The sequence below is a fragment of the Carnobacterium alterfunditum DSM 5972 genome (assembly GCF_000744115.1).
GTDB classification, from domain to species: domain Bacteria; phylum Bacillota; class Bacilli; order Lactobacillales; family Carnobacteriaceae; genus Carnobacterium_B; species Carnobacterium_B alterfunditum.
Window position 1 is genome coordinate 587,326 of the sequence record NZ_JQLG01000004.1, and the last position, 20,498, is coordinate 607,823.

General features: G+C 36.3%; 19 protein-coding genes and 1 pseudogene. 3 read left to right on the forward strand and 17 right to left on the reverse strand.

Annotated elements, in window-relative coordinates:
- The first annotated feature begins 179 nt into the window (after positions 1 to 179).
- On the forward strand, positions 180 to 1,499 hold the full coding sequence (locus BR50_RS03205) for an ISL3 family transposase (RefSeq protein WP_034546213.1): 1,320 nt from the start codon (positions 180 to 182) through the stop codon (positions 1,497 to 1,499).
- Positions 1,500 to 1,591: 92 nt separating this feature from the next.
- On the opposite strand, the gene BR50_RS03210 is transcribed toward BR50_RS03205, so the two are convergent.
- The 13 genes and pseudogenes from BR50_RS03210 to arcA all read right to left on the reverse strand — a co-directional run bounded on the left by BR50_RS03210 (position 1,592) and on the right by arcA (position 15,451).
- Positions 1,592 to 2,386, reverse strand: a complete 795-nt coding sequence (locus BR50_RS03210) for a histidinol-phosphatase HisJ family protein (RefSeq protein WP_034546214.1) — start codon at positions 2,384 to 2,386, stop codon at positions 1,592 to 1,594.
- 80 nt (positions 2,387 to 2,466) lie between these two features.
- Positions 2,467 to 3,126 (reverse strand): undecaprenyl diphosphate synthase family protein, encoded by a 660-nt coding sequence (locus BR50_RS03215; RefSeq protein ID WP_034546215.1) that lies wholly within the window; start codon positions 3,124 to 3,126, stop codon positions 2,467 to 2,469.
- Positions 3,127 to 3,267: 141 nt separating this feature from the next.
- Positions 3,268 to 4,665, reverse strand: a complete 1,398-nt coding sequence (locus tag BR50_RS03220) for a glycoside hydrolase family 32 protein (protein ID WP_034546217.1) — start codon at positions 4,663 to 4,665, stop codon at positions 3,268 to 3,270.
- Positions 4,666 to 4,705: 40 nt separating this feature from the next.
- Positions 4,706 to 6,085: pseudogene (locus BR50_RS03225) on the reverse strand (sucrose-specific PTS transporter subunit IIBC); the annotation flags it as partial.
- 110 nt (positions 6,086 to 6,195) lie between these two features.
- A complete protein-coding gene (locus BR50_RS03230; protein WP_034546221.1) occupies positions 6,196 to 7,188 on the reverse strand; it encodes a LacI family DNA-binding transcriptional regulator in 993 nt (330 codons plus the stop codon).
- A 30-nt stretch (positions 7,189 to 7,218) separates the two neighbouring features.
- Positions 7,219 to 8,076 (reverse strand): ROK family protein, encoded by an 858-nt coding sequence (locus BR50_RS03235; protein ID WP_034546222.1) that lies wholly within the window; start codon positions 8,074 to 8,076, stop codon positions 7,219 to 7,221.
- Between the two features lie 208 nt (positions 8,077 to 8,284).
- Complete coding sequence (locus BR50_RS03240; protein ID WP_051905722.1) at positions 8,285 to 8,989, reverse strand: Crp/Fnr family transcriptional regulator; 705 nt, start codon at positions 8,987 to 8,989, stop codon at positions 8,285 to 8,287.
- Positions 8,990 to 9,136: 147 nt separating this feature from the next.
- Positions 9,137 to 10,003, reverse strand: coding sequence for an IS3 family transposase (locus tag BR50_RS03245; RefSeq protein WP_081884465.1), 867 nt, complete (start codon positions 10,001 to 10,003; stop codon positions 9,137 to 9,139).
- On the reverse strand, positions 9,967 to 10,533 hold the full coding sequence (locus BR50_RS03250; protein WP_034546224.1) for a helix-turn-helix domain-containing protein: 567 nt from the start codon (positions 10,531 to 10,533) through the stop codon (positions 9,967 to 9,969). The genes BR50_RS03245 and BR50_RS03250 overlap by 37 nt, the downstream gene beginning before the upstream one ends.
- A gap of 102 nt (positions 10,534 to 10,635) precedes the next feature.
- Positions 10,636 to 11,577, reverse strand: coding sequence for a carbamate kinase (gene arcC, locus BR50_RS03255; protein ID WP_034546227.1), 942 nt, complete (start codon positions 11,575 to 11,577; stop codon positions 10,636 to 10,638).
- Positions 11,578 to 11,612: 35 nt separating this feature from the next.
- A complete protein-coding gene (gene arcD, locus BR50_RS03260; RefSeq protein ID WP_211249819.1) occupies positions 11,613 to 13,040 on the reverse strand; it encodes an arginine-ornithine antiporter in 1,428 nt (475 codons plus the stop codon).
- Positions 13,041 to 13,149: 109 nt separating this feature from the next.
- Complete coding sequence (gene argF / locus BR50_RS03265) at positions 13,150 to 14,166, reverse strand: ornithine carbamoyltransferase (RefSeq protein WP_034546231.1); 1,017 nt, start codon at positions 14,164 to 14,166, stop codon at positions 13,150 to 13,152.
- Between the two features lie 43 nt (positions 14,167 to 14,209).
- Entirely contained in the window at positions 14,210 to 15,451 is a 1,242-nt protein-coding gene (gene arcA, locus BR50_RS03270; protein WP_034546234.1) for an arginine deiminase, read from the reverse strand.
- Between the two features lie 263 nt (positions 15,452 to 15,714).
- Between arcA and BR50_RS03275 the strand changes: the two genes are divergently transcribed.
- Positions 15,715 to 16,233: an arginine repressor gene (locus BR50_RS03275; protein ID WP_034546235.1), complete on the forward strand. Its 519-nt coding sequence runs from the start codon at positions 15,715 to 15,717 to the stop codon at positions 16,231 to 16,233.
- A gap of 79 nt (positions 16,234 to 16,312) precedes the next feature.
- On the opposite strand, the gene BR50_RS03280 is transcribed toward BR50_RS03275, so the two are convergent.
- From BR50_RS03280 to BR50_RS03290, 3 genes are all read right to left on the reverse strand, one after another.
- On the reverse strand, positions 16,313 to 16,744 hold the full coding sequence (locus tag BR50_RS03280) for an organic hydroperoxide resistance protein (RefSeq protein WP_034548919.1): 432 nt from the start codon (positions 16,742 to 16,744) through the stop codon (positions 16,313 to 16,315).
- A gap of 7 nt (positions 16,745 to 16,751) precedes the next feature.
- Complete coding sequence (locus BR50_RS03285) at positions 16,752 to 17,195, reverse strand: MarR family winged helix-turn-helix transcriptional regulator (protein WP_034546236.1); 444 nt, start codon at positions 17,193 to 17,195, stop codon at positions 16,752 to 16,754.
- Between the two features lie 98 nt (positions 17,196 to 17,293).
- Positions 17,294 to 17,701 carry a secondary thiamine-phosphate synthase enzyme YjbQ gene (locus BR50_RS03290; protein ID WP_034546238.1) on the reverse strand — a complete coding sequence of 136 codons (408 nt, stop codon included), beginning with the start codon at positions 17,699 to 17,701 and terminating at the stop codon, positions 17,294 to 17,296.
- Positions 17,702 to 17,819: 118 nt separating this feature from the next.
- Between BR50_RS03290 and BR50_RS03295 the strand changes: the two genes are divergently transcribed.
- On the forward strand, positions 17,820 to 18,269 hold the full coding sequence (locus tag BR50_RS03295) for a YaiI/YqxD family protein (protein WP_034546241.1): 450 nt from the start codon (positions 17,820 to 17,822) through the stop codon (positions 18,267 to 18,269).
- A 534-nt stretch (positions 18,270 to 18,803) separates the two neighbouring features.
- Here the strand turns inward: BR50_RS03295 and BR50_RS03300 are convergent.
- Complete coding sequence (locus tag BR50_RS03300) at positions 18,804 to 20,498, reverse strand: methyl-accepting chemotaxis protein (RefSeq protein ID WP_034546243.1); 1,695 nt, start codon at positions 20,496 to 20,498, stop codon at positions 18,804 to 18,806.

The window sequence follows — 20,498 nt, forward strand, 5'->3', positions numbered from 1 at the left end:
CGCTATATTTTAAAGTCTAAAAAAGAAGGAAAACAACTTTAGCAGTTGTTTTCCGGCTGTATAATTTTTGGTGTGGATGAAGAAATTCATTCGCACCTATTTTTTTATAAAAAAATAGAAACAAATGAATTTTCCAGTTAGAATAAAGTCACGACAACCCACTAGAAAGGAAAATTCATATGTCTCATAATAATTGTATCCGAACTGCACTTGATTTAAAAGATAAAAATATCTTTTTTGATGAAAAATTTTGCGAGGAGAAACGAATCAAAGGGTTCAGATCAAAAGTTTTCTATGCCACTTTAACGTACAAACCCACTCACTGTGAGTGTTGTGGGATGAAGAACCACGCCTACTCTATTGTAAAGAATGGGTATTTAACCTCTAGGGTTAAATGGGTCAGTTCGACTCATTATGCAACGTCTATTCGATTAAAGAAGCAGCGGTTTCTTTGTAGAGCATGCGGTGTTACCTTTGTTGCACGTTCTCCTGAAATTGAAGAAGGTTGCTTCATCGCTAAACGGGTCAAACAGTCTATCGCGGTTGAATTAGCCGACACTATTTCTATAAAAGACCTGTCTAAACGGCATTTTGTTTCTCCTACCACTGTAGACAGAGTCTTGAAACAACTCAATCAGTCTGTTAAAAATACCTTCAAATCCTTGCCGCAACACCTCTCTTTCGATGAATTTCAATCCGTTAAAAACGTCGAAGGAAAAATGAGCTTTATTTATTCGAATGCAGACACACATGAACCAATCGATATCTTGCCAACTCGGCTGCTACTAGCTTTACGCCGTCACTTTCTTCGCTATCCCTATAAGACGAGGATGAACGTAAAAACGATTGTCGTAGACATGAACGCGGCCTACTTTACATTAGTTAAAGATCTCTTTCCTAATGCTAAAGTGATCATTGACCGTTTCCATATCGTTCAGTTGATATCACGCTCGTTGAATCAAACCAGAGTTCAAACAATGAAACAATTCCATACCTCTAATTCAGAAGATTTAAAGAATTACAGAAAATTTAAAAGGTACTGGCAACTCCTGTTAAAGGATTCAGACGACTTAAATTTTAAGGATTACCGCTATCAACGACTCTTTAAAAAACCTTTACCGAATACAGAAATCATCGACTACCTACTTACGCTCGACGAGACTCTTAAAGCGACGTATGATTTGTATCAAAATCTTCTTTATTATTCTAAAAAAAATGACTATAAAGGGTTTAAAAACCTTGTACTTAAGGCTTCTCCTAAAGAGTTATCTCCTTTTATGCAGACTGCCCTTAAAACCCTGCGTAAACACTTGCCTAGGATAAAACATACTTTTATGTATCCCTATTCTAACGGTGCTTTAGAAGGGTCAATCAATAAAATAAAAGTCATCAAACGGGTTGCTTATGGTTATCGGAATTTTCAGAACTTTAGATGTCGTATTTTGATTAGTTTTAAAGCAAAAAAAAGCAGCGCGAGAAGATTCTCTCACGCTGCTTAAACAAGACGTTATTTCCAACTAAATTTAGCTCATCCACACCATTTGACGTAGAGCCTGTTTTCCTCCTTTTTTAGACTAACCAATCGATTTGATTAGAACGCTATTTTTTTGGGTTCCCGTTTTTCAAATACATAGATCCCTTGAAATCCGGCTTCTTTTGCCATCTTGATCGCAACTTCTTGATTTGATCCTACTGTTTCCGTACGATGCGAATCAGAACCAATCGTTAAGATTTTTCCTCCTAATGAATGATACAACCGTAATACGTCCATTGAAGGCAATGTTTCGTTTAATGCTTTGTTTGATAAACCAGAAGTATTGATCTCGATTCCAATACCACGTTCAATTGCTTTGCGCATTATTTTTTCGATGATCGACTTGTAGTCATCAAATTCGTAGTTGCCCGTTGATTCTACTGCATACCGTTTGATTAAATCTAAATGAGCGATCACATCGATATCAGCATGAGCAACCATTGCGTAGACTTCTTCAAAATACTTCTGATAGATTTCTTGCGGAGTTTTACCTACCATGAAGGTTCGTAATTTTTCTTCTTTGATATTATGAACAGACCCCATTATAAAATCTATTTCTAGATCGTTTAAAACGTCTCTGTATTTTTCTTTCATTAGGTGGGGTTCACATAATTCAATTCCAGCTTTGATAGTTAATTGATTTCCAAATAGTTTACGACATGCTTCAATTTGGGAAAAATATTTTTCAAAATTCATATGTCCGTACGTAGGTACTTTAGGATTAACAGAAAAATGTTCAGTAAAACAAATTTCATTTAGTCCTTTTTCTATAGCATGTTCGCATACTTCTTTCATTTGTGCTTGAGAATCAAATGAATTGTCTGTGTGATGATGGTAATCTGCTAAATACATATTTATCTGCTCCTTGATCTGCTTTTAAAAAATAAGGTGATTTCGATTAGATTCTCCTATTTTAGTTGATACTTGAACACTTAGCCACCTAATGTGACATCTTGATCTTGATACCATTGCAATGCTGCATGGACTTGACTAGTATTGTAATCTGGCCATAATTCATCGACTACGTAAAAATCAGAATAAATCGATTGGATCGGTAAAAATCCACTTAACCGTCTTCTACCGCCCCAACGGATGATGAGATCCATTCTTGAGATATCTGACGAAGCAATGGTTTTGGTAATATCATCTTTCGGATCAAAATCTGCTTGTTTTACGCCATAATTCAAGTCCCAGCTCCAACTGTAATTTACCAAGAAATTGATTTTTATCAAACCTTTGCCGAACTTAGTTCTTTTAGTATAAGGCAATAGTTCTTTTGGAAACAGTTTAGAATTAGTGTTTCCAACGACCAATAGATCCACATCTCCATCTTTCAGTTTATTTACCGCAGCTACACAAGCATCTTGAAAAGCTTTTGTCTGTTCTGCTGGGCGTTTAGTATTGTCTACCGTGAATCCGTAAAAAGTCATTTCTTTAATGCCCAACTCTATACAAAGCTGATACAGTTCTACCCCAGGCTCTACCCCAAATTTGTAGCCTTCTTGTTTTTCAAGACTATGCCCTTGAGCCCATCTTCTATTTCCATCTGGAATAATCCCTATATGTTTGGGTAGACGTTTGTATGTTTCCATGTGATTTCCCCCTTTGACTTAACACTTCACTATTATTGTAACTGAATTCTGACTAAATAAATAATATATGGCATTAGACCAAAAAGAAATCGCTCAAATTAGTGCTTTTGAGCGATTTCTTTTTTTATTCAATTTATTATTTTATTCATTTTGGAATGAACGAAGACTATAAAGTGTCATTAGTTTCTCTAAAGGTTTATCCATATATTTAAAATTCAATAGATGGTTTGTTTCATCCACAAAATACCTCAACGTGAAAACTTCTTCTCCTTTGTTCAAAAACAACTCTACTAATGAGCTTTCGACCAATAATCGTAACTCTGTCAGCTCATGCGTTAAAAAAGCTGTTCGTTCTTCTCTTGCATTCGTTTTCCAATTTGTTCGTGTTACGGTCATTTTTTTAGTTTCAGCTTGATAATGGATATCAAGCTCATTTCTTAGATTTATGACAAAGTCAGGTGCTGCTGAATTCCATTCAATCAGAATATCTTGTTGCAGCGAAGGCAGATGGATAACTTCATTTTCAGCATTCTTACTAGTTATCGGATTTGCTTCTCTCAATTTTATTGTTTCAGAAAGCGGGTATTGAGTAAGTTGCCCATTTTTATAATGCACCTCTCGCGGACTGGTTAATGCATGCAGCCACCCTTGTTTTATTGTAGGTACCGCCTTTTCAACTTCAGGTTCCATAACGCCGGCCCATCCATATAAAATCGTGCGGCCACTATCATCAAGGAAGGTCTGAGGAGCATAGAACTCAAAGCCATGATCCATTTCTTCAAATGGCTGATCGTCTTTAATAAATTTCCCATTTTCTAAAAAGCGTCCTGTAAAGTATCCTGTTTGATAAATATTCTTGTATTTTTCACCTTCAGCTTCTAAACCTTGTGGGGAAAAGACGAAAACATCTTTTTCAGCAAACTTCAATAAATCAGGACATTCCCACATGAACCCTAATGAAATAGGTTCATCTAACATTGATCCAGTTAATGTCCAGTCGACTAGATTGGTGGATTTGTACATCAACACATCACCTGTTAAATTTTTTTTTTGCGCTCCTAACACCATCCACCAGTTTCCATCTTCTCCTTGCCAGACTTTAGAATCTCTGACATGGGCGGTGTAACCTTTTATTGGGAACGCTAATATGGGTCCTTTTTTCTCAAAATGGATGCCATCTTCTGAAACGGCTAAGCATTGATAACTACTTCGTTCACCCTGTTCTCCTCGAACATTTCCCGTATAAAATAAATAGAGTTTTTCTTTAAAAACAACAGCACTTCCAGAATAGCATCCGTCTTTATCATACCAATCAACAGGTTCTAAGGCTGGTTTGTGAGACTTCCAATGGATAAAATCCTTAGTCGTAACATGACCCCAGCTTTTTGATTGATGCGTAGTGTCTGTCTGGTTCCACTGAAAGAATACATGATAAACACCTTTATAATGTACCAATCCATTGGGATCATTTAATAATCCTTTAGGAGGTGTAATATGGTATCCAAGTTCGTAATCGTGCACTTTTTCAGTTTCTTTCATCTTTCTAAACGTCCTTTCGAGCTTCGATTTCTTCTTTCATTTTATCACTAAATCCAAATAGATAAGTTAATACAAAGGCTACACCTATTGCAATAATATTAGTTAAAATGTATAAAAAGATTTGATCATTTAAATAAAGTAACGTTCCAGGTATAACGGTGACTGCCATTCCGGTTGCTTCTAATCCAACCAAATCCCCGAAGAAACCACCGACTCCTCCGCCGACTAATCCAAAGACGAATGGCTTAAAGTACCGTAAGTTTACCCCGAAAACAGCAGGTTCAGTAATACCCAAGAAAGCTGATAAAGTAGATGGATAAGCCAATGCTTTTAATTTTTTTGATTTTGTCTTCATTGCAACAGCTAATGAAGCTCCACCTTGTGCTGCAATACTGGCTGTGATAATTCCGTTAAAAGGATTCACTCCAGTGTTTGCCAATAATTGAATCTCCAAAAAGTTGAAGAGATGATGAATACCCGTTACAACAATGATTTGGTTTAAAGTACCAATGACTAAACCGGCTAGTCCAAATGGCAATCCTAATACCCAAATTGTTCCGTTTAATACTACTTCTTCTAAAGAATGAAAAACTGGGCCAATAATAAACAAAGACAAGATACTCATGACTAGCAATGTCATGAACGGTGTAAGCAATAGATCAAGACTTTCCGGTACCCGTTTGCGGATCCATCTTTCTAATTTTGCGCCTACAAAACCAGCAATAAAGGCTGGTAATACAGTTCCTTGATACCCAACTACTGGGATAAAACCAAACATCGTGATTGGATCTGCTGTTCCACCTGCTACTGCATAGGCATTTGGAAGAGCAGGATTAACTAGCATCAATCCTAAAACGATCCCAATAATGGGTGATCCTCCAAATACTTTAAATGAAGACCAAGCGATGAGCGCTGGTAAAAAGGCAAACGCTGTATCCGTTAACACTTGAGTGTATAATAAAAAATTAGGGCTGATATCCGTTGGTACCATTCCAAAAACAGCTAAAACTTGCTCTTGAGTCAATAACCCACGCAATCCCATAAATAGACCGGTTGCAACCAAAACTGGGATGATAGGAACAAATACATCACCGAATGTACGAATCATTCGCTGGAAAGCATTTCCTTGTTTCTTAGACTCTTCTTTCACTTGACTGGCGGATCCTTCACTTGCACCTAATCCAACAACTTCTTCATAAATCTTATTAACGGTACCGGTTCCAAAAATGATTTGAAATTGTCCGGAATTATAAAAGGTTCCCTTTACTTTTTCAATATCCTCTACTTTGTTTTTATCTATTTTACTTTCATCGCTCACCATGATTCGTAATCTAGTTGCACAGTGCGTAACAGAATTGATATTCTCTTTTCCACCAACTGCTGCAATGACTTGTTTTGCTATTTCTTTGTTATCTGACATGATTTTTTCCCCCTTTTCACTTTTTGGAACCGGTTTCTATTTTTATCTTACCTTATTTTTGTTTTTTTGTCTACTAAATTATATTAAAAAGTTCGAAGCAACTGAACACGTTACTTCGAACTTTTTAAATATACAGTTGACTCTCTTTTGATCAGCTCATTAGGTAATTCTAGGTTGCTTACGATCTCTTTCCCTTCAACTAATTCAATTATATTAGCTACTGAAAGGGCACCCAACTTCTTATAGGGATATTTCACTGTCGTTATAGATGGTGTGACGATCGATGCGACTGTATAGCCCCCAAATCCTGATAAGGAAAAATCGTTTGGGATGCTCAATCCTAATGTATGTGCTGCTTTCATGACCGCTAAAGCAATATTATCAGTAGCACAAAGAACATACGTAGCAGAAGTAGCAGGTAATACATCCATAGCCTTTTCGTAAGCCTTTGAAAAAGAAAAATTTGTTTCAATAATTTCAATAAAAGTATCTGGATATTTTCTCAATGCGTCTAAAACACCTTTTGATCTCAACTGACCTACTGCTTTGTCTTCTTCAGGTACCGTAAAAAACAAGAACTTTTTATGGCCTAAATCAATTGCATGACTCCCCATCTTGAAACCAGCTTCATACTCTTGATGGACGATCGTATGTAACCCTTCTGCCGATTGCCCCAGCAATAAGACTGGTATTCCAACTGCTGCTATCGCTGCTCTATGAGCCTCAGTCACAACGGTTGCCAATAATATGATTCCATCTACTTTTTGTTTTGCTAAAGTATAAATATTTTCCACTTCACGTTCAATATTTTGATTTGTATTTGTAATGATCAATTGATACTGTTTCTTTCTTAATTCTTCGTCAATACTCGCTAAGATTGCATTTGTTGCAAATGAATCTAAGCGTGGAATAATGGTACCAATCATATTTGTTTTTTTCGCTTTTAAACTTTGCGCAAAAGTATTCGGTGTATAGCCCGTTTCATTAACGATTTGATCCAATTTGGCTTTGGTCTTTTTACTGACTGATCCGCCGTTCAGATACCTTGAAACAGTACTTTTAGCTACTCCAGCTTGTTGAGCGATATCTTTTATGGTCACCATCTTATCACCTTATATTTCTTTGAACTTTTTTTATTTTTCTTCACTAGCCATCAGCAAACAACCCATGATCCCCGCATTATCTTCAAGTTCAGGCGTCACGATGTACTCATCTAAAGAAGGAGTATCGACATACCCTGCCATCAATTTAGTGAATTCTTGTTTGATCAAAGATAGCAGTTTTGTTTGCTTCATAACGCCTCCGCCTAAAATGATTTTTTCTGGGCTGAGAATCAAAGTATAATTCACTAGAGCTTGCGCCAGATAAAAAGCCTCTATTTCCCAAACTTTTTTATCATCTGCTAAATCAGTTCCTTTTTTCCCATATCGTTTTTCAATAGCTGGGCCTGCAGCAATACCTTCTAAACAATTCCCGTGGTAAGGGCAAGCACCTTTAAAATCATCATCAGGATGCATTCTAACTAAGAGATGTCCCATCTCTGGATGGCCAAAACCACTCAATACTTTGCCGTCAACAACTGCTCCGCCTCCAATACCTGTTCCAATGGTCAAGTATAGGCAGCTCTCAGCCCCACGTGCACTTCCCTTTTTGTATTCACCGTATGCAGCTGCATTGACATCTGTCGTCCAAGCTACGGGAACACCATATTGCTGTTTGACCGCTCCTAAAAAATCGAAATTCTTCCATGCTGTTTTGGGAGTTGATGTCACATATCCATATGTAGCTGATTTTTCATTTACATCGATAGGACCAAACGAACCTATCCCGATCGAATTTAACGTATACTGATCAAAAAAATCAAAGACCTGTTTGAGCGTTTCTTCAGGTGTAGTGGTAGGAATACTTACACGTTCTTTTATCTCTAATTGCTCATCACTAACTGCACAAACAAATTTTGTTCCGCCTGCTTCAATTGCGCCATACATCATATATTTTCCTCCTACTGTTCTCAGTATTGACTACTGAAAAGGTTTTCTTAGCTCTAATAGTACCACAGAATTTTTAGGAGTACTAGAAGAGTATCGGCCATTATATAGGCTAAAACAAAAAAAACTCTTCGAAGAGATCTCTCTTCTTTAAGAGCTTTTGGCAGTCATTCTTTGATTGCGATAACCTTTTTATACAAAGATCAACGCTTCATTCTGTATAAGAATTGAAATAAATGAGGTCTTTAAACAAGAAAAACTTATGATCATAGGCTAACTTATCCATTTCTTTCAACTTTTTGATGGTGTTTCCCACTGTTTCTCTCGAGCAGCCGCTCATATTCGCTATTTCATTAATGGTTATAGGATATTCGATTTTGACCATGGTAGGGTTTGTATAATCACCTAGCTCTTGCATCAAATAATTCAACGTTTTAATAATACGATTACTCGCATTTGATACGACCATATACTGTACCCTTTTTTCGTGGCTTTCAAGAATTTTGGATAATTTATGATAGAAATAAATGATTTGTTTCGGCTTTTCGGCTACAAGACTTTCAAAAAGAGCTGTCGGAATATAGTACAACTCAATATCTGTAACAGCACTCGCAGAATAATGGTACATTTCATCGGAGAACATGCCACCATATGGAAATAAGGTTTCTTTTTTCACATAATCTGTGTAAGTGTAAAAAGCACTCTCATCATATTTTTCGAGTCTAACTAATCCATTGACTAAATAAAATATTTTCTCACGAACGTCACCTTCATCAAATAGAACTTGTCCTTTTTTATACTTACGTAAACACATGTTTTTGCGGATAAGATTAAATTCGGGATCAGTAAATTCTGAAAAAATTGGACTATAACGAAGTTCGTATAAATTGGTCATCTTTTTTTGAATAGTTGTCATCAAAACACTCCTCAACTCAACGTTCTTATTCGTTCTACTGATAGCTTTAATAAAATGGTATAGATAAATTATTCACAATCTTATTGTAACATAAAAGCAAAAAAAGCCTTCATAAAAGGTGCTGACCCCTAAAAGTTAGAGTTTTTATTATTCAGCTGATTGGCTGGTTTGAATTCGGTATTCTACCGGACTTAAGCCAGCCAATTTTGCTTTTGATCGAACATGATTATACCATTCGATATATTCTTCAATTCTTGATTTCAATTCCTCATAACTGACTAATTTCTCCCCATGATACATTTCTTGTTTTAGGATGCCGAAGAAATTTTCTATTGCCGCATTATCTGCACAAGTCGCCTTGCGAGACATACTCTGAAAAACGTTATTTTTCTTTAGTGTTTTGACCCAATGATTATGCTGATACTGCCAACCTTGATCAGAATGAAGAGTGGTACGAACCGTGGCGTATTCTTTAAGCATGCCGATGGCTTCTTCCAAAGGTTTCATCACTAAGTCCAGGATAGGTCGTTTATTTATTCCATAAGCTATCACTTCACTATTAAATAGATCTAGAATAGGACTAAGGTAGAGCTTTTCTCCGCCTGTACATTTAAACTCTGTCACGTCGGTGACGAGCTTCTGTAAAGTGATGGATGTAGAGAAGCGTCTATTTAACTTATTCTTGGCAATAGTGCCTACTTTTCCTTTATAAGAGTTATATTTCCGAGATTTTCTAATAAATTTAACACACTTCAAACCCATTTCTTTCATGAGACGATAAACTTTCTTGTGATTGACACTATAACCTAGTTTCTTCAGTTCATTTGTAATGCGTTTGTATCCAAATCGCTCTTTGAACTGAAAGAAAAGTTGTTCAATCTGTTCTTTTAGTCGCTGATTACTATCTATTTTTTTTAATTGCTTTACGTAATAGTGATAGGTTGACTCTGGAATACCCACCACCAGAAGGATATCTTTTAGTTTGAATCCTTCTTCTTTAAGTTCGTATGCCACTGCTGCTTGTGCTTTTCGAGAAAGACGTCGGGATTCTTCTGAAAAGCTTTCAACTTTTTTAAATAGGCATTCTCCAATTTCAGTAGTTCAATTTCTCGTTCTAATTCTTGTCTAGAACAATCTGCTGATGTGCCTGGTTTCAGTTGCTGTTTTTTTGGTTTTTTAGTCATTGAAGGACGCCCCTTTGGGTGTGGTTTTAGGCCTTCAATTCCCTTGCCTTGGAAAGCTTGATTCCAATTTGCGATAAGGGAAGGATTATTCATGCCGAAGGTAATGGCTGTATCTGAATAAGAAGTGCCTGTCTGTTTTATAAAGTGTAATACATCTACCTTAAATTGAACAGAGTAAGCTGCTTTCGTCTGTTTCCTTTTTAAACCGTCCAAACCAAGTTTTCGGTATGCCTTTACCCAATTATTAAGGGGAGTTGTAGAGGAAAGAGCATATTTCTTCGCTAGTAATTGAAAGCCCAAAGGGCCGTTTAGATACTCTTGAACAACTTGTAACTTAAATTCTTCACTATATTTTGTCATAAAAACAACCCCCAAAAGTTTAGATTTCACTCTAACTTTTGGGGGTCGCTACCAAAATAGGCTTTTTTGCTTTATTATGTGTTGTTTCTAATAGCGCTTACTTCATTTTGTAATAATTGTGCCTGCTCCTTCTGTTAGTACATGTTCAATATTTTCTAAAGAAGTAATGATTGCTTTTCCACCTTTTGAGTTTTCGACAAAAGCAATTGCAGCTTCTACTTTTGGCAACATGCTTCCCGGAAGAAATTGATTTTCAGCAATATAACCTTTCATTTCTTCAACGGATACTTCATTTAATTGTTTTTGATTTGGTTTATTGAAATTGACGAATACATTATCTACGCCTGTTAAAATAACCAACAGATCAGCTTCAATCAATTCTGCTAATTTTTGAGAGGCAAAATCCTTATCAATTACGGCTTCTATCCCTCTTATTTCGGTACCTTTTTTCACAACTGGGATCCCGCCGCCACCAACGGTAATAGGAATCACACCGTTCTCAACCAATTGATTGATCACAAGATGTTCCTTTATACTGATTGGTTTTGGAGAAGGAACTACTTTACGCCAGCCTCTCCCTGCATCTTCTTTGAAAATTGCTTGGGATTTTTCCATTTCTTCTTTAGCTTCTGCTTCAGATAAAAATGGACCAATTGGCTTGCTTGGATTCTTAAAGGCTGGATCAGCTTCATCTACTATTACTTGAGTGATCAATGAAACCACTTGATTCGTTAGATTTCGTTTTTCTAATGCACGTGAGAGCGCATTTTGCATCCAGTACCCAATGCTTCCTTGAGTCATCGCTACACAAGTATCTAATGGCATAGCTGGATTTTTAACACTATCCGCTGCAACTTGCTGTAACAACAAGTTCCCTACTTGTGGACCATTACCATGAGAAATAACTAAATCGTCCCCATTTTCAATAAATTTAACTAGGTATTCTGATGTTTCTTCAAGAGCTTTCTGTTGAGCTTGCGCACTTGCATCGTTTGACAATATAGCATTTCCGCCTAAAGCTACGACAATTTTTCTTTTTCCCATATTTATCACATTCCTCTACATATTAGTAATTACAATTACATATTACCTATATCAATTGAACCATTTATTATTTGGAAGATTGCTACTAAGAAAAGTGCTACTACGACTCCAGCTGCAACCCATTCACTTTTAGTAAAGATTTTTTCTTTATTTTCTTTCTGTACCCAAGCATAAATGATGATTCCTGGTGCGTATAAAAACATTGTTAAGAGCAAGTAATCCATCCCACCTGCATAAATCAACCATACCGCATAAATACTTGCTACTAATCCAATAAAGATATTTTGGTTACGACGCGGTGTAACGCTTTTTTCCATCAATGAAAGTTTCAATTGATAGAATGCAGTAAATGCATATGGAATCAAAATAGCTGATGAAGCTAGTGAAAAGGCAAAATTATAAGCTCTTGAACTAATCAAGAAGGTAAATAGGAATATTTGGATCAATATATTTGTGAACATCAATGAATTGACTGGTGCGCCATTTTTATTTTCTTTAGCAAAGAACTTAGGAAAGGCACCTTGTTTAGCAGCTTGGTAAGGCAATTCAGCCGCAAACATCGTCCAAGCAAGCCAAGCACCTGATACAGAAATAATTACACCGATATTAATTAATATTGCACCCCATTTACCTACAACACTTTCTAACAAATAAGCCATTGCTGGTTGAGGCAATTCTGACAATTCAGGTCTCGTTAAGACGGCCATTGACAGAATCGTTGTCAATAAATAAATTGAGATAACGGTCACTAAACCAATGATGGTTGCTTTCCCAACGTCAGATTTATTCTTGGCACGGCCGGAGAATACCACAGCTCCTTCAATACCAATAAATACCCATACCGTTACTAACATTGTTCCTTGAACTTGAGCCATTACTTCTGAGAATGTAAAGTCTCCTGAAATCGTTCCCCAGAAATCAGCTGTAAAAACATCTAATTTAAAGGCTACAAACATTGCAACAAAAAAGATTGCTAATGGAATCAGTTTAGCTGCTGTAACGATCATATTGATGAAAGAAGCCGTTTCGATCCCTTTTAATATGAGTGCATGAACTGACCATAACATGATAGACGCCCCGATAACTGAAGCGAAGTTTTGACCATCCCCAAAAATTGGAAAAAAATACCCGATCGAACTAAACAATAACGTCCCATAAGCGACATTTCCTAAGAAAGCTGATAACCAATAACCCCAAGCAGAATTGAATCCCATATATTTCCCGAATCCTTCTTTTGCATAACTATAAATCCCAGCATCTAAATCAGGGCGTTTAGCTGATAAATTCTGAAAACTAAATGCTAAAAATGCCATACCTATGCCGGCAATGGCCCAACCAATAATAACTGGACCTACAGAAGCTTCAACTGCCATATCTGACATTAAATTAAAAATTCCACCACCAATAATTGATCCTACAACTAGGGCAACTAAAGGAGCCAAACCTAATTTCTTTTCTTCCATTATTTTCTTCCTCCATTTTCCAACTTTACTGTGCAGCTAATTTATTCGTATAAACAAAAGTATGAGAAGCTACAATTCTCATACTTTTTTATTTATACAAATTTTATTATTAAACTTTAGGAATAAATAGGTTACCTAATGTTGCAGCCATGATAGCTTTGATTGAATGCATGCGATTTTCAGCTTGATCAAATTGACGTGCATGCTTACTTCTGAATGCTTCATCTGTAATTTCCATTTCTTCAATATTGAATTTCTCTTTTACGTCTTGGCCATAATCTGTAGTTGCATCATGGAAAGCTGGAAGACAATGTAAAATGATCATATCTTCTTTGCCAGTTGCACGGACCATATCCATATTTAGTTGGTAAGGAGTCAATAATTCGATTCGTTCTGCAAACTTATCTTCTTCTCCCATTGATACCCAGACATCAGTATATAAAACATCTGCATCCTTAACACCTTCTGCAACATCTTTTGTGATCATTAGTTTGCTACCAGATTTTTCGGCAAAAGCTTGAGCCATGTCTACTGTCTCTTTTGTTGGGAACAATGATTCAGGAGAGACGATTCGAACGTTCACACCTAAAAGTGCACCAGTAACTAATAAACTGTTTGCCATATTATTGCGGCCATCTCCAACATAAGCTAAAGTAACACCCTCAACGTGACCAAAGTTTTCTTTAACCGTTAAAAAGTCAGCAATCATTTGTGTTGGATGCCATTCATCAGTCAAACCATTCCATACAGGAACACCAGAAAACTCAGCTAATTGTTCCACTACACTTTGTTTGAAACCGCGAAATTCGATACCGTCGAACATACCTCCTAATACACGTGCTGTATCTTCAACAGATTCTTTTTTACCTAATTGGATATCATTTTTCCCAAGATACTCAGGATGTGCACCTAAATCGATTGCTGCGGTAGTGAACGCTGCGCGAGTACGAGTTGAAGATTTCTCAAATAGTAATGCAATGTTTTTTCCTTCTAAATAATGATGTGGGATTCCTCTTTTTTTCAAGTCCTTTAAATGTGCAGATAAATCGATCAAATACATTAATTCTTCTTTTGTAAAATCTTTTTCAGCTAATAAACTACGTCCTTGGAATACTTGTTCTGTCATTTTTTATTCCTCCATATACTTTTAATTTATTTTAAAATCAATTTTATCTTGCTGGTAGATCTTCACGTACTAAAGGCATACTCATACAACGAGGACCACCACGACCTCTAGATAATTCACTTGAAGCAACTTCAATAACTTCGATACCATGTCTTCTTAACAGATCATTTGAAACGTAGTTACGGTCATAAGTGACCACTACTCCTGGTGCAATAGCTAATGTGTTAGAACCGTCATTCCATTGTTCACGAGCTGCAATGATCGCATCTCCGCCACCACAAGGAATCAATGTTAGTTTTGGTACATCCAATGCTTCACGTAATATTTCTTGTAAATCAGAACGATGAGTTATCTTAACCGTTCCAGGTTTTTCGCCTTTTTCTAAAATATACGTATCTACTTCGCCATTGTTTTTTTGTATTCCTGGATGAATAGTAAATTTATCGTAATCAACCATTGTAAACACTGTATCCAAATGCATCATAGCACGAACATTGGGTATTTTTATTGCTAAAACTTTTTCAAAATTAGAATTGTTATCAAATAATTCAATTGCTAGATCTTCAATAGCTTTAGCCGAAGTCCGCTGTGAAATCCCAATAGCCAATACTTTATCATTTAAAATCAATTCATCTCCGCCTTCGATCCGAGATGTATGATTACGGTCACGCCATACACTCACGTCTTGACCGGCAAATCTTGGGTGATGATCCATGATCACTTCCATGAATAATGATTCTCTATTGCGAGCTTCAAAAGCCATATGGTTGATAGTCAAGCCATCTCCCATAGCTGCAGCTGGATCTCTTGTAAAGTAAAGATTTGGCATAGGATCCATAAAGAATGGGTACACTTCTTCTTCTGAAATATCTGACAAATGATTGCTCTCGATAGTTACATCTTTTTTACGTACACCAGCCATGATGACATCCACCATTTCCTGTGTATCAAAACTTAACAAGTATTTTTTTAGTCCTTCTCTAACAGGTTTTGTTTCAAGATTTGATTCATCTAAAATACGCTCAACAAACTTCTCTTTGTAGTTTCCTGCATCGATTGCTTCTGCAGATAATTTTTCCAAATACAGTACTTCTACTCCACGATCGATCAAAGCTTGAGCGAATGCATCATGTTCTTTTTGGATGACTGACAAGTGAGGAATATCGTCGAATAATAAGCGCTCCATAATTTCAGGGGTTAAATTTTCTACCTCTTTGCCTGGTCTTTTCAATAAAACAGTCTTCAATTTTCCAATTTCAGACATTACATGAATGGGTGTTGTCATTGTTGTTAACCTTCCCTTCTTGTTGCTTCTTGTTGCTTCTTATTGATTACATACATATAATAACGCTTACTTATCTTTATTAAAAGTTTAAAGCCTGCATCAGGAATGTCGATTTGGTCACATTATTTTTCCTCTTTTTCATATATATTCTTTTTATAGAATATTCACTCCAAAACAAATCTTTATACTGTATATGAATCGCATTTATACATTTTTTATGAATTACTTTTTTTTAGAAAAAATTTTTAGAGAAGAGGATTATCATGAAGAAAAATAAACGATTATTTGCAATTAAAAATCTTATTCTTACCCACGATATTGCGACACAACAGGAATTGATGGAGCTCCTGAAGAAAGAAGGATTTCAATCTACTCAAGCCACATTATCCAGAGACATAAAAGAATTAAATTTGATCAAGGTAAGTCAATTGGGTCGGACAACGAAATATGCCTTCTACCATGATGTTTATCGTGAAAAAAGTCTTTATTTCAGATTAGAAAAAGCGCTGCGTAATTACGGGATAAAAGTTATATCTGTCCACTTTTTAGTTATACTTCTAGTTGCACCCACATATCCAAATATTATCGCTTCTTTGATCGACGAATTAAAACTGCCAGCAATTGCTGGTACGATCGCTAGCTTCGATACTTGTCTGATTATTTTAAATACAGACGATGACGCTCACTTATTATCCGAAATTTTTTCTAAAGTTATTCACGACCAATCCATCACTGATTTTGAAAAAGCGATGTCTCCCTTAGTACAAAAACAACTTATGTAACTATACAAAAAAACTAACCTGAAAAAAGAGGCTTCAAGACCTCGCTTCTTCAGATTAGTTTTTTATTTTGCTGATTTTTTTATTTGTATTCTACAACTTTTATTGCAACATCGATATTGTTTTGAACAGCTTTAGAATATGGGCAGAATGCATGTGCTTTTTCTGCTAATTCTTTTGTAACTTCAAGGCTTTGTCCTTCAATTGCGACAATAAGTACCACAGAAAGTTTAACACCATTATCAGTTGGATCTGAATGTAAAGAAACCTCAGCCGTAACTTCCGATACAGCCTCGATTTTAGCTTGTTTGACCATGATTTCTAGTGCTGAATTGAAGCATGCACTGTAGCCTAAAGCAAATAATTGCTCTGGGTTGCTGCCTTGTCCAGGACCACCCATTTGTTTTGGAGTTGATACTTTTACCGAAAAAGAGCCATCTGGTAAATGACTTTCTCCATTACGCCCGCCTGTGTTGATTGCTGTTGTTTGGTACAATATTTTTGATTCAGTCATTATTGATTCAGTCATTATTGATTCCTCCTAAAGTTTTTGTTAGTTGGTTCATCTTTTCTAATAAGTCAAAATAATCTTGTTCGTTCAAATTTAGCAGGGCTAAGCAGGCAGAGACCTTTTTAAGTAACTCATCCTTTAAGTTATCAGCTTTTGGAGTAGTTGCGATGATTACTCTTCTTTCGTCTTCCGGATGACGTTTTCGAGTAATAAATCCGTTTGACTCCATCCGCTTTAGCATCGGTGTTAGTGTTCCGCTATCCAATCCTAGTTTTGTTCCCAATGATTGAACACTTAGATCAGATTTCTCCCACAGTACCAGCAAAGCTACATACTGAGTATACGTAAGAGCATACGGTTCTAAAACTGGACGATAAAGTTTCGTAAACTGCTTCGATAAAGTATAAGTTGAAAAACATAATTGTTCTTCTAATAAAAAGTTGTTCCCTTTCATTTTTGTTCCTCCTAAATAAGTTGTGCACAATTAGATTGTACACTATCTTTTTTTCGAATACAATCCTTTTTGACGATTCTTAAAATTTTTCATTATTTTTAGCCTTCAATAATTTTCACAAAAAAAGTTCGATTCCTTGGACCGTCAAATTCGCAAAAGTAAAGACTTTGCCAGGTTCCTAAAATAAGACGCCCTTTCAAAATAATCAGTGTTTCACTGGCCCCTACTACTGACGATTTTATATGTCCATCTGAATTCCCCTCCAGATGAGCATATTCGGCTTTATTAGGAAACGCTTGATTTAATCCTGAAATCAGATCTTTTTTTACGCCTGAATCGGCATTTTCATTAATTGTGATCCCAGCTGTCGTATGAGGACAAAATACCAACATAATGCCGTTTTTCACGCCACTTCTTGATAAAGCCTTCTGTAAATGATCATCGATAGTTATAAATGCTTGTTTCTCCTCTGTCGAAATATCAAATGAATAAAGGTTATTAGTCATACTGTTCAGCTCCTTTTACTCTTTGCTTCCATCATACAGTATTCTAAAGTATTCCTAAACATATAAGTTAGCAACTGGTATACTAAGACTATAAAATGATTAGAAAGTCGGTGAAATCTTGCAAATTTATATTGATGCAGATGCCTGCCCAGTAAAGAATATTATTATTGAAGAAGCTTCAGCAAAAGAAATACCAGTGACACTTGTGACTAGTATTTCGCATTTTTCGACCAAGGAACAACCTCCAGGAGTAGAAACAGTCTACGTTGATACAGGAGCAGAAGCAGCAGATTACCGTATCATTAAACTCATAAAAAAAGGAGATATCCTTGTTACACAAGATTACGGCTTAGCTTCATTAGGGCTAGGAAAAGGCTGTATCGTTCTTCACCATACGGGTTATGTCTACACCTCTGAGAACATAGATCAATTGTTGCAATCGCGTTATTTAAGCGCTATGATTCGAAAAAGCGGTAAGCGAACAAAGGGTCCTAAACCTTTTACAGAAGAGAACCGTAAAGAATTCAGACTGCGATTCAAAGAAATCCTTGCTCAGTTTCAAGATTAACTTTATTAAAAAGGCTAGATTAGGACAAGTTTCCATCCCAAAATCGATTGCCAATAGAGGTCACTCTTTCGTGGAAGGACTTTAAACGAAAGAGTGGAGCGAAAAATAGCCGTCACTTCTTTATAGATCGGTCTTTCACGAAAGAGTGACACCAAAGAAAATCGTCTCTTATACGTCAAAGTTGCTTACACGTATAAGTAAATCAAAAATTAAACCTCACTCTTCCATGAAAGAGTGAGGTTTTGTCATTTATATGATTGTTTAACAAATGGTGTTGGTATTCTAAAAGAAATTTCTTCTGGAATGTACGGGTTTGCTTGTGAAGAGCCATGGTACCGCCCTGAAGCCTTTCGTCTGAAATTCCAGGTAAGTGATCAAACTAATAGTTGATAGTCAAACTTGTAGAGCTTGAATTGGTTTTATTTTTTGATAAAAAAATAGGTGTGAATGAATTTCTTCATCCACACCTATAATTATACAGCCATTTATATATGACTGATTTTTATCTAGGCTTTACTTTTAACTATCTTTCGCTTATATCTTGAAACGCCCAACCATTTCAGCTAGATTTTCAGCTAAACTTGAAAGCTGTTCAGAATTCCCAGCAACTTCTTCCATTGAACTAGTGATTTGTTGTGAAGCCGCAGAGGTTTGTTCAACTCCAGCAGCTGATTCTTCTGAAACGGATGCAATTTCTTCGATTGAACTATTCATGATCTCACTATTGAATTTGATGCTTTCCAAGTTCTCAGAAATACCTTTGATACCCTCTGCCATTGTAGTAACAGAAGCGTTGATTTGGTTGAAGGTTTGACCAGTCTTAGCGATCTGACTCGTACCTTCTTCTACTTCAGCGTAGCCTGTTTGTAATGAATCGCTTACTCTTTTAGATTCAACTTGGATTTTTTCGACAAATCCGGTAATGTCTGCGATAGAAACGGCTACTTGTTCAGCCAATTTTCGAACTTCATCGGCCACTACAGCAAAACCTCGGCCATGTTCGCCAGCACGTGCTGCTTCAATTGCTGCGTTTAATGCCAATAAGTTGGTTTGATCAGCAATTTTTTGAATTATCACGACTAAATTATTGATTTCTTTTGTCTGATTGTCTAAAGTAGCCATTTTTTTCACGGCATCTTGAACGATTCTGTCTATTTTTGCCATTTGTTGGCTTGTGTCTTCCATGTATTGCTTGCCTTCATTGGTCATAGACAATACGCCAATTGAAGAGTTTTTGATCTTTTCCCCACTCTTGTTTGTATTTTGGACTTTTTTAGTGAAATTTTCCATAACCACTGCCAAATTACTTGCCGTCGTCGCTTGTGTTTCTGAACCTGTTGCCAATTCTTGCATCGTGATCGCTACTTGTTCAGAACCTGATTTCACTTCACTTGCAGCTTGGGTAAGTTCTTCACTGTGACTGCTCAACTCTTCAGATGCATGTGATATCCCCTCCATCACACTTTTAACCGTTTGTTGCATTTTATTCATAGATACACTTAGTTTCCCTGTTTCATCTTTTTCTGTTATTTTTAACGGTTCTAAGCTGAGATCGCCCTCAGAAATACTTTGCATCCGTTTCATCACTACGTTAAGCGGTTTTGTAATATTGTTAGCTGTTAAATAGGCTACGAGTAAAGATAATAGCGCTACAAGGATCATGATACCTACACTGATGACCCTAACACGCTCACCATTTTCAATTACTTGTTGACCAATCACAGTAATATCTTTTTCACGTTCATCAGCTAGAGCAGAAAATCCTGCAACTAGTTCTCTTTCGATTGGCTGAGCTTGTTCGATCATAATTTCGCTGACTTTTTCCCGTTCCCCATTATCATAGGCTGTCAAAGCTTCATCAGTTAAAGTGCCCCATTCGATTTTCTTGCTGATCAAATCATTCAATTCTTCTGAATTGCTTAATTCCAAAGCTTGATTTTCTAATGCAATGCTTGCCGTTAGTTCATCTTCAAATTCCTGTCTGTATGATTCATCTTCATACAGCATGAATCCTCTCATAAGACTCGTGCGTTTGTTCATATTCACTGAAAGTTTTTCGTCAACGATCAGAAGTGCCATCTCTTTTTCTAATATATCCCTTATTGAATCATTTGTATTATTTACTGAGTTGATCGTATAAACACTTAATATAAGCATTAATCCGATTGTGATCATAAAACCCGCTAAAATTTTTGCTCGAATACTTTTCAACAAAATCCTTTTTTTCAT